This is a genomic window from Rhodoferax sp. LS1P39 (assembly GCF_056521425.1).
The window spans coordinates 22,347-35,415 of record NZ_JBWMAV010000002.1; the positions used below are offsets into that span (position 1 = coordinate 22,347).

Here is a 13,069-nt window from a genome sequence, read left to right on the forward strand (position 1 = left end):
TACGGGGTGGCGGTAGAAAACGGAGTTGGCAAATTTATGCAGTTGTTACACTGTATTAGCAATTTACAACACCATTCGCGCCTAATTAGCGTGTAAAGCCATGCAAATCAGCCCTAGCCCTCGTCGCCGCCTCCATAACGGTCTGCTGGGCCTGGTTTTGCTAAGTCTTTTACCGACCGCACAGGCCACTGACTTTGTGTACACCGTGCAACCCGGCGACCACCCTTGGAACCTGGCCGAGCGCTATCTGAAAAGCCCGTCTCTGGCCTTGGCGCTGCGCCAGCGCAACCAGATTGCCGACGAGCACCGCATCCCCCCCGGCACGAAATTGCGCATCCCCAAGGAATGGCTGAAGCTGGAGTCCACCCAGGTGCTGCTGCTGGCCGTGGTGGGTGACACCACGCTGCGCCGAGGCAACGCGCCCGCCCGCGCCGCCGTGTCGGGCGAGCAACTGCAAGCCCCGTCGGGCCTGCGCACCGGACCAGACGGCAGCGCCACGCTGCAATTCGCCGACGGCAGCCGCGTGCTGGTACGCCGCGACAGCGAACTCCTGCTGCAAACCAGCCAGAAAACCCTGCTGGGCCAGGCCAGCATCGTGGCCTTGTCGCTGGTGCACGGCAGTGTGGAAAACCAGGTCACCCCGGTCGGCAACAGCGGTGGCCGGTTTGAGATCCGCACACCGGCCGCCATTGCCGCCGTGCGCGGCACCCAGTACCGGGTGGTCGCCGACGGCAAGACCATGCGCACCGAAGTGGTCAGCGGAGCCGTACAGGTTGCCAACGCCACCGGCCAGGTCACCGCCCAGGCCGCGCAGGGCACGCTGGCCCAAAGCGGCAGCCGCCCCAATGCGCCCATTCCCTTGCTACCCACGCCCAGCCTGGACGGCCTGCCCGACACCATCGAGCGTCTGCCCATCGCCTGGCCGATTTCCCCCCTGGCCGGCGCCATCCGCTACCGCACCCAGTTGGCCGCCACCTCCGAGTTCAGCGCCATGCTGTCGGACGAAGTCACCGATGCCGCCCGCATCCGGGTACGCGACATCGAAGACGGCACCTACGCCCTGCGGGTGCGCGGCATCGATGCCCAGGGCCTGGAGGGCCTGTCGGCCGAGCGCCGGCTGGTCATCCACACCCAGCCCGAGCCGCCGCTGCTGATCGACCCGGCCCCGGAAGCCGCCACCACCGCCGCCCGCCCCAGCCTGCGCTGGACCCAGGGCGATGCCAGCCTGCAGTACCGCGTGCAGCTCAGCGTTGACGGCAAGGCGATCGACGAGCAGCTTGTTGCCAGTGCCAGCGCCCAGCCCCCGCAGGACCTGCCGCCCGGCATCTACCAGTGGCGCGTGGCCGCCGTCCACCCGACCAAGGGACAAGGCCCCTGGGGCGATGCCCAGCCATTTCGCCGCGTGCTGCCCGGCCCCGGTGTCGAGATTCCGCAGCCCCAGGACGGCAGCCTCACGCTGCGCTGGACGGCCCAGCCCCAAACCGCCCGCTACCACCTGCAGGTGGCCCGCGATGACAGCTTCACCAGCCCCCTGGCCGATGCCGAAACCGAAACCAGCCAGTTCGGCCTGAAAGATCTGCAACCCGGAGCGCACCACGTGCGGGTGCAGGCCACCGGCACCGACGGTTACACCGGCCCCTGGGGCAGCACGCAAACCTTTGTCGTACCCGAACCTCCGCCCAGCCGCTGGGGTCTGTTGCTGTTACTCCTCCCTGCCCTGGCGATTTTCTGACCCCCCTGCCTGCCCCCACCGGAGGCAGCGCCTCCCCGCCCCTCCCGCCCCGCTGGGAGCAGGCGGCGCTGCGTGCAGGCTGGTGGCTGGCAGGCATCGCCACCGCCTTGCTGCTGACCTGGCTGCAACCGGCGGCGCTGCAGCGGCTGGACCTGCTGGCCTACGACCTGCTGCTGCCCACCCACACTGCCGATATCCAGCCGCCGGTGGTGGTGGCCATCGACGATGCCAGCCTGGACGCGCTGGGCCGCTGGCCCTGGCCGCGCGAGTTGCATGCCCGGATGGTGGACCGCCTGCGCGAGGCGGGGGCCAGCGCCATCGGCATGGCAGTGCTGTTCTCCGAGCCCGATACCCGCAACCCCGCCAGCGATGCCGCCCTGGCCAGCGCCATCGCCCGCCAGGGCCACGTGGTACTGGCCACGGCCCCGGCGCAGCAGCCCGATGGCCGCATCGCCGCCGCCCCGCTGCTGCCCACGCTGGTGGCACCCGATGCCAGCACCCCGCCCCGCCTGGGCCATGTGGATGTGGAGATCGACGTAGACGGCCAGTCCCGCAGCATCCACCTGATGGCTGGCAATGGCGATGCCGACACGCCCGCCCTGGCCCTGGCGGTGCTGCAACAGGCGGCCCCCGATCCGGTCTGGGATCGGCTGGTCCCGGTAGATACCCTGAACCACACCCGCACCCACTGGGTACGGGAGCACGAGGTGCTGCTGCCCCGCATGCGCGGCCTGCCCACGCTGTCGTTCGGCAATGCCCTGCAGTCCCCCCAGGCGCTGGACATGGTGCGGGGCCGGGCGGTATTCATCGGCATCACCGCCAGCGGGCTGGGCGGCGAATTGGTCACGCCCCTGGCGGGCGGGCGCGCCACCCTGCCGTCGGTGATGTTCCACGCCCAGGCTTTCGAGGCCCTGCGCAGCCAGACCTGGATCACCCGCGCACCCCCGCCGTGGACCCTGCTGCTGGCCCTGCTGGCCGTCAGCAGTGTGGCTCTGGTGCCAGCCTGCCAGGGCCGCCGCCTGCTGCTGGTGGCGGGCTTGTTGCCGCTGCCCTTGCTGGCCAGCGCCGGGGTGCTGCTGGCCACCCGCACCTGGCTGCCACCCGGCACCGCCACCCTGGCCCTGGCCGTGGCACTGAGCTTCTGGCTGGCGGGCCAGCTGCGCACCCTGAACCGCACGTTGCTGCGCACCCGCCAGCACGCCCAGTCCACCCTGCAGGCGATTGACGAGGCCATCATCACCATCGATGCAGGGTCGCACACCATCCGCTTTGCCAACCCCGCCGCCCAGTCGCACGCCCCCGGCCATAACCTGCTGGGGCAGCCCTTGCACACCGCCTACCCCCTCAGCGAAGACAGCATGGAACGCCTGGTGGCCGCGATATTCGAGTGCCTGGGCCGGGGCAGCCGGGTCTATGTGCGCGAACTGCTCAACCTGCCCGGCCCCCAGGGCCTGCGCGTGCTACGGGCCACCGCCAGCCCCCTGCGCAGCCCCGAAGGCGCTCTGGAAGGGGCGGTGCTGGTGTTTTCCGATGTGACCGATTCCGTGGCCGCTGCCCGCGCACTGGACTTTGCCGCCAACCACGATGCCCTCACCGGCCTGCCCAACCGGGTGCTGCTGCACGAGCGCCTGAACCTGGCCCTGTCGCGGGTGCAGCGGCGCGGCGGCAGCACGGCCATTTTGTTTCTGGACCTGAACCGCTTCAAGCACATCAACGACAACCTGGGCCACCGCGCGGGTGACGCGGTGCTGCGCGTCATCGCCCAGCGCCTGCGCGCCCTGTGCCGTGACACCGACACCGTGGCCCGCTGGGGCGGCGATGAATTTGTGGTGCTGCTGGAAGACGTGGGCGGCCAGGACGGTGCCGCCACCGCCGCCACCAAGGTGGTGGATGCACTGACACAGGACATCGTGCTGGACGACAGCTTTGGCAACATCACCGTGCCCAGCGCGGGCAGTGTGGGCGTGGTGATAGCACCACAGGACGGCACCGAACTGGACGGCCTGATGTCCAAGGCCGACATGGCCATGTACCGCGCCAAGGCCCAGCCCCAGGCCTGCTTCCAGTTCTGGTCGAACGACATCAACACCCGCATGCATGAACGCCTGGCGCTGGAGATGGACCTGCGCCAAGCCCTGCGCGAAGACCTGTTTGTGCTGCACTACCAGCCCCAATTTTCACTGTACGGTCGGCAGATGGTCGGCCTGGAAGCCCTGATGCGCTGGCAGCGCACGCCGGAGCAGCTGGTCATGCCCGGCGGCTTCATAGAGGTGGCCGAAGAATGCGGGCTGATCGTCGATATGGGGGCCTGGGCCGTGCTGCAAGCCGCCCGCCAGGTGGCACTCTGGCTGCGCGCCGGGCTTACACCCGTGCCGGTGGCCGTCAACATCTCGGCCCGCCAATGCCTGAACCGCGACCTGGTGCAGGTGGTGCGCCGGGCGCTGGAGGAAACCGGCATCCCCCCGCACCTGCTGCGCCTGGAGATCACCGAGACCACCGCCATGTCCGATGCCGACCAGGTCATCGGCCTGCTGCACGAAATCCGCGCCCTGGGCGTGCGGCTGTCGGTGGACGACTTCGGCACCGGCTACTCGTCGCTGGCCTACCTGAAACGTTTTCCCATCGATGAGCTCAAGATCGACCGCACTTTTGTGAACGACATCGCCACCGACAAGGACAACGCGGCCATCGTGCGTGCCACCATCGCCCTGGCCCACGGCCTGGGCCTGCAGGTGGTGGCCGAAGGGGTAGAGACCGAAGCCCAAAGCCGCTTCCTGGCCGACCAGCATTGCGACACCGTGCAAGGCTACTTGTTCGGCCACCCCCAGCCGCTGGATGTGGTGACGCGGTGGCTCTAGCAACACTATTATTTTTATAGCTTCTCGTGCTTATGGAATAAGCGCCAGAGGCACTTTTTTTATAAATCTTTAGGGGCTTTGGTGGCCATGGGCTTTCCTTAAAAAGAAGGATGTGTGCAACGCTGCAATGTGGATACTGGCTTACCAGGGCCACTATGGAAAAGGGGGCAGCCATGGCATCCATTGGAAAAAACCTGCGCGCGCTGTTGGCAGGCAGAGTGGGTTGCATCTGCATCTGGGCCCTGTGCGCCCCGGGCGCGGGCTGGGCCGCCGCCAGCATCCAGGGCTTTGTGGTTGCCGATGTGTCGCTGGGCAGCCCGATTGCCAACGTCAGCATCAGCGCCGATGGGCAAAACCAGCTCAGCCACAGCAACGGCAGCTTCACCCTGAACTTCCCGCAGCGCAAGCCGGGCGATACCGTGCGTTTGGTCGCCCAGCGCAGCGGCCTGGAAGTCGTCAACCGCTATGCGCTGGAGCACACCTTGAGCGCCAACCCGGCCGAGCGCACCGTCGAGATCGTGATGGCCCCGGCGGCGCAGCGCGATGCCATGGCGGTGCGCTTCTTTGGCCTCAAGGGCAGCACCACCGTGGAGCAGCAATACCAGACCAAGCTGGCGGCGCTGGAGGGGCACAACGCGGCCACCGCCCAGGAGCGCACCCGGCTGCTGGAAGAACGCGACAGCGCCTTGAAGCAGGTACAGGAACTCGCCCGCCAACTCGCCAACCGCACCCCCAGCGAAGACAGCCCGGCCTACAACCAGGCCATCCAGCTGTTTTTAGCAGGCCAGATCGACCCCGCGCTGGAAATCCTGAGCGAAGAACAGCTGCAAAAAGACAGCGACAAAGCCCAGGCCACCCTGCAAAAGGCAGTAGACGGCTGGCTCCTGCGGGGCAAGCTGCTGACCATCAAACTGGACTTCGACGGCGCAGCCCGCGCGTTTGACAAAGCCACCGTCCTGGCGCCGCTGGATGCCAATGTGTGGTTTGAGTTGGCCTACTTCCACAGTGCACTCAACCACGGGCCTCAGGCACGGCGTGGCTACGACACCGCCCTGGCCCTGGCCCGCGCCTCGGCCCTGAATAATCCGGGTACGCATTTGCCTGTTGTGGCCAACACGCTGAACAACCTGGGCATCCTGCACAGCGATGAAAACCGCATGCCCGAGGCCCGCACCGCCTACGAAGAGGCACTCACCATCCGCCGCAGCCTGGCGAGCACACAGCCGGATGCCTATTTGCCCGAAGTGGCCACCACCTTGAACAACCTGGGCATCCTGCACCGGCTTGAACACCGCGCGCCACAAGCCCGTGCGGCCTACGCCGAAGCGCTCGCCATCTACCGCGACCTGGCCCTGAAGAAGCCGGACGTCTACCTGCCCGACACGGCGATGACGCTGAACAACCTGGGTGTCCTGGACCGCGTTGAGAACCGCATTCCCGAAGCCCGGCAGGCCTTTGACGAAGCACTGCGCATCAACCGCAGCCTGGCGCAGAAGAATCCGGACGCGTTTTTACCCAACATCGCCAGCATCTTGAACAACCTGGGAATTCTGTACGGCAATGAAAACCGCACACCAGAGGCAGTTGCCACCGTCAACGAAGCACTCGGCATCTACCGCACGCTGGCCCTGAAAAATCCAGATGCCTACCTGCCCTACGTGGCCACCCTGCTAAACAACCTCGGGGTGCTGCACGGCGAAGAAAAAAGCCTGCCACAGGCCCATACAGCTTTTGACGAATCGCTCACCATCCGCCGCAGCCTGGCCTTGAAAAACCCGGATGCCTACCTGCCCCAGGTCGCCAGCACGCTGAACAACCTGGGCCTGTTGCACCGCAGGGCAAACCGCATCCCCGAAGCCCGCACCGCCCTGGGCGAAGCGGTGGCTATTCTGACCCCCTTCGCCCCGCGCTCCGCCAAGCTCCAGCAGGACCTGGAGCGGGCACAGCGCAACCTGCAGCAGCTGGACTGATCCATGGCCACCCAAAAGCCGCCCCTGCCCAGAACCGACCACACCCGCTGGGCGCTGGTGCTGAGCGCTGCAGCGCTTGTCGTGGTGTTGGCCTTGATTGCCGCCATGTGGAGCTACCCCGCCGCGTTGCAAAGCGCGGGCCTGGTAGACAAGGTCTGGTATGTGGTGCTGTGCATGCTGGGATTCTTTTGCGCGGTCAGCCTGTTTGCCGTGCTCAAGTCATACGCAAGTTACAGCGGCAAGGCCATGAACGGCACCGTGAAACTGGGTGGCCCCGGCGTGCTGATGCTGGTCATCGTGGTGCTGGGCTACGCGCTGCCGCCCAAGCCGGGCACATGGGACCTCACCGTTTTTCTGCGGCTGGAAGGGGACGACGGGCAAGAGGTCTTCCAAGGTGCCCGCCTGCGGCTGGACCTGGGTGCCGACCGCCGCGAAGAAGCGGTAGAGAGCAAAGGTTTGGTGCGTTTCATGGGGATTCCGGCCGAACTGCAAGGGCAGTCGGTGCCAGTGTCCTTGCTGCAGGCGCCCTTGCTGGTGCTGGCCGCAGGCTCCAGCGCCACGCTGGCCCTGGTGCACGAAGCGGTGTACCTGGATGTGCGCTGGAAACCCTGGCCCCTGCAGGGCCAGGTGCAAGACGAAAACGGCACGGCATTGGCCGCCGCCACGGTGGCCATGGCCGGGCACACCACGGTGACCGATGCCGCTGGGCGCTTTGCCCTGGCACTGGGCAGCCAGCTGGCACCCGGGCAACGCGTGCTCGAAGTGCGGCTGCCCGGCTACGCACCCTGGCGCAACAGCGTGGCCCCGGCCACCCCCAGCGTACAGGTACAGCTGCAAAAATCGCCTTGATTACTACTATTTTGATAGCTTCTTGTGCCCATTCCATAAGCGCAGAGAGCATTTTTCGCCTATGACACCCGCCACACAGCAAGCCGCCCGGGCCAGCCGCGACACCAGCCGCGACAATAGGCGGCATGCACACTCTTTCCCAACTCCGCTCTGGCCAACTGCAGGGCATCCGGCGGTTGGATCTATCCGCCGGACTGAGCACCTTCCCCCGCGAGATTTTTGACCTGGCCGACACGCTGGAGGTGCTGAACCTCTCCGGCAACGCCCTCACCAGCCTGCCCGACGACCTGCCCCGGCTGCACCGGCTGCGGGTGGTGTTTTGCTCTGGCAACCCGTTCACCGAACTGCCCGCCGTGCTGGGCCAGTGCGTGCAGCTGGAAATGGTGGGCTTCAAGTCGTGCCAGATCCACCATGTGCCCGCCGCCGCCCTGCCGCCCCGGCTGCGCTGGTTGATCTTGACCGACAACCAGCTCAGCACCCTGCCCGCCGAAATCGGCCAGTGCCTGCAGCTGCAAAAGCTGATGCTGGCGGGCAACCAGCTGGCGCAGTTGCCGCCCGAACTGGCGCAGTGCCAGCGGCTGGAGCTGCTGCGCTTCTCGGCCAACCCCATGGCGGACGCTGGCAGCCTGCCCGACTGGTTGCTGCACCTGCCCCGGCTGGCCTGGCTGGCACGGGCGGGTACGCCGCACGTTCCCGCATCAGGCAACGCCATCCGCTGGAGCGACCTGGCCCTGCAGCACCGGCTGGGCGAAGGCGCGTCCGGCGTGATCCACCAGGCCGAGTGGCAGGGGGAGCCCGTGGCCGTCAAGCTGTTCAAAGGCGAGGTCACCAGCGACGGCTGGCCGCAGAGCGAGCTGGCCGCCTGCCTGGCGGTGGCTGCGCACCCGCACCTGATAGCGACCCTGGGCCCGCTCGCAGCACACCCCGAGGGGACAGCAGGGCTGGTGATGCCCTGCATTCCGCCGCACTTCAGCACCCTGGCCGGGCCGCCCAGCCTGGAGAGTTGCACCCGCGACGTGTACCCGGCGGGCACCGTGTTTACGCTGGAAAAAATACTGCGCATTGCCCAGGGCGTGGCCGCTGCCGCCGCCCACTTGCACGCCAGCGGCCTGCTACACGGCGACTTGTATGCGCACAACCTGCAGTGCGACACCGACGGCCACTGCCTGCTGGGCGACATGGGCGCGGCTTCATTCTTGCCCGCCAACGTGGCTCAGGCGCAAGCTTTGCAACGCCTGGAAGTACGGGCGTTTGGCTGCCTGCTGGAGGAATTGCTGGCGCACTGCCCGGAAAACTCCACAGCACTGGCCGCATTACGGAACGACTGCCTGCAGCCCCAGGCGGCGGCCCGACCGCTGTTTGCGCAGATCCAGCAGCGGCTCGCGGCGCTGGACTCAGACTTGCGGGTCGTTTGCCAGTAGCGCTTCCAAGGGTGCCACGCTGGCCGCCTGGTCCAGGCCTAGCACGGCAGTGCAGATGGCCTGCGCATGGGCCGCAGAAAAATACAGCCCGGCGTTGTCCATGAACTTGGCGACCACATCGGCATTGGCCACCGGACGCTCGGGGTGGCCGCGGTTGACGGCCTCGCGGTGCACCCGCTGGCTGCCATCGCGCAGCACCACACGCACTTCGCCGCTGTAGTGGCGGGGAAAGGTGGCATCCGGGTCCACGCGGTACTGCACCTTGTCCATCAGCGCCTGGATGGCGGTGTCCAGATAGGCCTCAGGCAGCAGCTCTTTCAGCCCCAGGCGGCCACGCGCCAGGCCGCTGGCTACGGCATAGGGCAGGCTGAACTTGGCGTCGTATTCGTTCTGCGGGCGGCACTTGCGGGCGGCGGGTTCGCACACCAGCTCCACCGCCGCTTGCGGCACCAGCACCTCCACACGCTCGACCTCACCGATGTCCAGCCCGGGCAGCGCAATGGCGGCATCGGTAGCGGCATGGACAAAGTGGCACATGGCAAAGGGCTTGACGGCAATCTGCATCAGCTCCCACACAGGGGCGCGGCCATCGGAGCCCAGCCCGCGCGTGGCGATGTCCAGATCCAGCCTTGCGGGGTCACCCAAGTGGCTGCGGTACAGGCCGTAGCGCCCGGTATACGGGGCCTGCGGCGCGACGATGCCGTGGGCGGCAAAGCTGGCAGCGGTCAGCCCGGCCTGCGCAGCCCAGCCCGCATGCACGCGCTTGGTCCAGGCACCGTCTTCGATAAATTGCAGGCTGCCACTGGCCATGGACAAGGCCGCGCCCTGGGCGTGTACCAGCGCTGCTGCATCCAGCCCCAACAGCTTGCCCGCGGCTAAGGCGCTGGCAAAGGTACCCACCAGACCGGTGGGGTGAAAGCCCTGCTGGTGAAAACCGCCCTGCACCGCGCTGGCGATACGGGCCCCGGCTTCCACGGCGGCAATGTAAGCCGTCAACAAAGCGCCGCCGCTGGCACCGCGCTGCACCGCCAGGCTCAGCACCGCGGGCAGCACACTGACGCTCAGGTGCACCACACCGGCCATATGGGTGTCGTCGAAGTCCAGGCCGTGCATCAGCATGCCGTTGAGCATCACCGCGTCGCGCAGCCCCATGCGCTCGCCAAACCCCACCACACCCGCCGCACCCTGCACACCGCCCGCCAGTTCGCGCAGCGACGACTGGAAACCCAGCGCAAACGGCTCGCGCCGCGCCGCCAGGCCGCAGCCAATGGCATCCAGCAGCAGGTGCCGGGCACGCATGGACACTTCAGCGGGTATCTGCGCGGGCTGCAGGTCGGCGACAAAGCCCGCCAGCGTGCTGGCGACCAGATCGGCGGACTGCATTCAATCGACCTTGGCGCCAGCGGCCTTGGCGGCCTTGCCCCATTTGCTGACTTCGGACTTGATGAAGCTGTCCAGCTCGGCCGGCCCCATGGGCATGGGCTCCACCCCCTGGGCCAGGAAATACTGGTGCATCTCGGGGGTGTTGACCACCTTGAGCACGGCTTCGCTCAGCTTGGCCACCGCTGGCGCTGGGGTCTTGGCGGGGGCCACAAACACCATCCACGACACGGCAGAGAAGCCCGGAAAAGCCTCGGCCACCGTGGGCACGTCGGGCAGCGCGGCAATCTGGCTGCTGCCGCTGACGGCCAGGGCGCGCAGCTTGCCGCTCTTGATGTGCGGCAGCACCGACACCGGCGTGTCGAACATCACGCTGACGCTGCCACCAATCAAATCGGTCACCGCCGGGGGCGAGCCTTTGTAGGGAACGTGAGTCATCTTCACACCACCGGCCAGGGCCAGCATTTCCATGGCCAGGTGGTTGGTCACGCCGTTGCCACTGGAGGCAAAGTTGATCTCGCCCGGCTTGGCTTTGGCCAGGGCCACCAGTTCCTTGGCATTTTTGGCCGGGAAGGCCGCGTTGGCCACCAGCACCAGCGGCACGCTGATGACACCCGCCACACCGGTGTAGTCCTTCACCGGGTCGTAGGGCAGCTTTTCGTACACGCCCGGATTCACAGCCATGGGCCCGGCCGAGGTAAACAAGATGGTGTAGCCGTCCGGCACGGCGATGGCCGCCGCCTGCTGGCCCAAAATGCCACCGGCACCGGCCTTGTTGTCCACGATCAGCGCCTGGCCCAGCACGGCTTGCAGCTTGGGCGTCAAGGCCCGCGCAATCGTGTCGGTGCCCTGCCCGGCGGGGAAGCCCACCACGATCTTGATCGGCTTGTTGGGAAAGTCGGCATCGGCGGCCAGCGCCCCGCCTGCGACCATGGCCAGGGCGGCCACGGTGAATATCTTGGAAAAAGGGTGCATGGAAAGTCTCCTGTATTTGTACGGTTAATTAAATAGTATTTACTTTTAATTGTCCTGTCAATACAAACATCGAAAACTATCCCCAACCCTTACATCCTCATCTGCATCTTGTAGCTGAAGCGGTCGCTGGCATGCACGTTGTCGGCAATCTCCAGCAGTTCGTCCTTGTCGCTGTAGTAGCGGCGCAGGATGCGCAGGCCCGCCACGCCCGGCGCGGCATCCAGGTTGCCAGCATCCTCGGCATCCAGCAGCACGCCTTGCAACTCCTGCTCGACCCGGCTGATGGTGACGCCGTAGTCGACCTCGATCATGGCGTGCACTGCGCCCCGGCGGCCACGCAGTTTGGACTCGATACCAGCCAGCAGCGGGTTCAGGTACAGCCGGGTGACACAGATCGGCCGGGCCGCGCCCGCCGCCTGCTCGGCCAGCGTACCGGCCATGCGCACCCCCATGCCGTAGATCCACTCCACCCCGGCCTCCACCCCAAACTCTTGCGCCTGCGCCTTGCTGAACGCCACTTTGCCGATGTAGACCAGGCGCAACTCGGTGTCCTGCGCGTACTGCAGCAGGTCTTGCACCGAGGTGGCGTTATGGGTGTAACGGCCCGCCTCGCTGGTGGCGGTGACCACCGTGCCAATACGCGGTCGCCGCGTCACCAGGCCGCTGGCCGCCAGGATGCGCACCGCCTCGCGCGCCGTAAATCGACTGACCTGGTACTGCGCGCACAACTGGTGCTCGGTGGGCAGGTGCGCCCCCACAGGATAGACACCGGTGGCAATGGCGCGCCGAAGTTCGCGGGCGACCTGGGCGTAGCGCGGCTGGCCGTCATCGGATTTCTCGGGCGTGTCGATGTCGGGCAGATCGGTGGAAGGTATGGAAGTCATAGCCGCCATTTCATCACATGGCCGCGCAGGGCCCATGCATGCCAGGACAAATACACCGTGCATAGAAATTTATTGACAATACCACCGCCAATACGCACAATAAACGTACATTTAAATTAATTGTCCGCATGAAAACACATCCCACCCCACCCCGTTCCATGCTGTTCGTCTCGGGCGAAAAGCCCGAGCGCTTTGCCAAAGCCATGGCCGCCGGGGCCGACCTGGTGTGTATCGACCTGGAAGACGCAGTGCACCCCGACCGCAAACAGCAAGCCCGCCAGGAAGTATTGGCCTGGCTGGCGGCACGGCCCGCGCAAGGCGCTTGCCCGGTGGCACTGCGCCTCAACCCGTTGCGCACCCCTGATGGATTTGCCGACATGGCCGCGCTGCTGGCCTCCACGGCGCAGGTGGACTGGCTGCTGCTGCCCAAGGTAGAGCACGCGGCCGACCTGCAATGCGTGGAGAGCTGGGCCGGTGCTCAGTTCGGCGCACTCTGCGCCCTGCTGGAAACCCCACTGGGCATTGCCCAGCTGCCGTTGATTGCGGCGGCAGGCGGCAAGCTGCGCGCCCTGATGCTGGGCGGAGCCGACCTGGCCGCAGAGCTGGGCGCGGAATTCGGCTGGGATGGCCTGCTGCATGCCCGGGGCCAACTGGTCAACGCCGCCCGTGCCGCCGGTCTGCAAACCTGGGACGTACCGCACATCGACCTGCAGGACCCCGAAGCCCTGTCCACCGAAACCCGCCGCGTGCTGGGCCTGGGTTTTGACTGCAAAACCGCCATCCACCCGCAGCAGATTGCCCGCATCCACGCCGCCCATGCGCCCACGCCTGAGGAACTGGCCTGGGCCCAGCTGTTGGTCGAGGCCGTGCCCGCAGGCCAGTTCAGCGGCGCATTTTTGTACCAGGGCCGCATGGTCGATGCGCCGCTGGTGCGCAAGGCCCGGCGCATCGTGGACAACGCCGCCCGTGCCTGACAACTATTTTTTATTACCCACAGGAG

The 13,069-nt window shown here is 66.7% G+C and carries 9 protein-coding genes; 6 read left to right on the forward strand and 3 right to left on the reverse strand.

Features of this window, described 5'->3' with window-relative positions:
- The first annotated feature begins 100 nt into the window (after window positions 1-100).
- The 5 genes from AC097O_RS03465 (at window position 101) to AC097O_RS03485 (ending at window position 8,830) form a co-directional block, all read left to right on the forward strand.
- Window positions 101-1,732: a FecR domain-containing protein gene (locus AC097O_RS03465; RefSeq protein ID WP_479591491.1), complete on the forward strand. Its 1,632-nt coding sequence runs from the start codon at window positions 101-103 to the stop codon at window positions 1,730-1,732.
- A 107-nt stretch (window positions 1,733-1,839) separates the two neighbouring features.
- Window positions 1,840-4,590, forward strand: a complete 2,751-nt coding sequence (locus AC097O_RS03470; protein WP_479591492.1) for an EAL domain-containing protein — start codon at window positions 1,840-1,842, stop codon at window positions 4,588-4,590.
- Window positions 4,591-4,763: 173 nt separating this feature from the next.
- Window positions 4,764-6,560: a tetratricopeptide repeat protein gene (locus tag AC097O_RS03475; RefSeq protein WP_479591493.1), complete on the forward strand. Its 1,797-nt coding sequence runs from the start codon at window positions 4,764-4,766 to the stop codon at window positions 6,558-6,560.
- A 3-nt stretch (window positions 6,561-6,563) separates the two neighbouring features.
- Entirely contained in the window at window positions 6,564-7,409 is an 846-nt protein-coding gene (locus AC097O_RS03480; RefSeq protein ID WP_479591494.1) for a carboxypeptidase-like regulatory domain-containing protein, read from the forward strand.
- A 125-nt stretch (window positions 7,410-7,534) separates the two neighbouring features.
- Window positions 7,535-8,830: a leucine-rich repeat-containing protein kinase family protein gene (locus tag AC097O_RS03485; RefSeq protein ID WP_479591495.1), complete on the forward strand. Its 1,296-nt coding sequence runs from the start codon at window positions 7,535-7,537 to the stop codon at window positions 8,828-8,830.
- Here the strand turns inward: AC097O_RS03485 and AC097O_RS03490 are convergent.
- The 3 genes from AC097O_RS03490 to AC097O_RS03500 all read right to left on the reverse strand — a co-directional run bounded on the left by AC097O_RS03490 (window position 8,804) and on the right by AC097O_RS03500 (window position 12,069).
- Window positions 8,804-10,213 carry an MmgE/PrpD family protein gene (locus AC097O_RS03490; protein ID WP_479591496.1) on the reverse strand — a complete coding sequence of 470 codons (1,410 nt, stop codon included), beginning with the start codon at window positions 10,211-10,213 and terminating at the stop codon, window positions 8,804-8,806. The two genes, AC097O_RS03485 and AC097O_RS03490, sit on opposite strands and share 27 nt — an antisense overlap.
- Window positions 10,214-11,185: a Bug family tripartite tricarboxylate transporter substrate binding protein gene (locus AC097O_RS03495; RefSeq protein WP_479591497.1), complete on the reverse strand. Its 972-nt coding sequence runs from the start codon at window positions 11,183-11,185 to the stop codon at window positions 10,214-10,216.
- 89 nt (window positions 11,186-11,274) lie between these two features.
- The gene (locus AC097O_RS03500; protein ID WP_479591498.1) at window positions 11,275-12,069 is read right to left on the reverse strand and encodes a GntR family transcriptional regulator; all 795 of its coding nucleotides are present in this window, start codon (window positions 12,067-12,069) and stop codon (window positions 11,275-11,277) included.
- Window positions 12,070-12,197: 128 nt separating this feature from the next.
- On the opposite strand from AC097O_RS03500, the gene AC097O_RS03505 reads away from it, so the two are divergent.
- On the forward strand, window positions 12,198-13,043 hold the full coding sequence (locus tag AC097O_RS03505; RefSeq protein WP_479591499.1) for an HpcH/HpaI aldolase/citrate lyase family protein: 846 nt from the start codon (window positions 12,198-12,200) through the stop codon (window positions 13,041-13,043).
- Window positions 13,044-13,069: the final 26 nt, after the last annotated feature.

Excerpts from the sequence above, each read along its gene's own strand:
- AC097O_RS03490 (WP_479591496.1), bottom strand. The coding sequence starts at position 10,213 with ATGCAGTCCGCCGATCTGGTCGCCAGCACGCTGGCGGGCTTTGTCGCC.
- AC097O_RS03480 (WP_479591494.1), top strand. The coding sequence starts at position 6,564 with ATGGCCACCCAAAAGCCGCCCCTGCCCAGAACCGACCACACCCGCTGG.
- AC097O_RS03500 (WP_479591498.1), bottom strand. The coding sequence starts at position 12,069 with ATGACTTCCATACCTTCCACCGATCTGCCCGACATCGACACGCCCGAG.
- AC097O_RS03485 (WP_479591495.1), top strand. The coding sequence starts at position 7,535 with ATGCACACTCTTTCCCAACTCCGCTCTGGCCAACTGCAGGGCATCCGG.
- AC097O_RS03505 (WP_479591499.1), top strand. The coding sequence starts at position 12,198 with ATGAAAACACATCCCACCCCACCCCGTTCCATGCTGTTCGTCTCGGGC.
- AC097O_RS03475 (WP_479591493.1), top strand. The coding sequence starts at position 4,764 with ATGGCATCCATTGGAAAAAACCTGCGCGCGCTGTTGGCAGGCAGAGTG.
- AC097O_RS03465 (WP_479591491.1), top strand. The coding sequence starts at position 101 with ATGCAAATCAGCCCTAGCCCTCGTCGCCGCCTCCATAACGGTCTGCTG.
- AC097O_RS03495 (WP_479591497.1), bottom strand. The coding sequence starts at position 11,185 with ATGCACCCTTTTTCCAAGATATTCACCGTGGCCGCCCTGGCCATGGTC.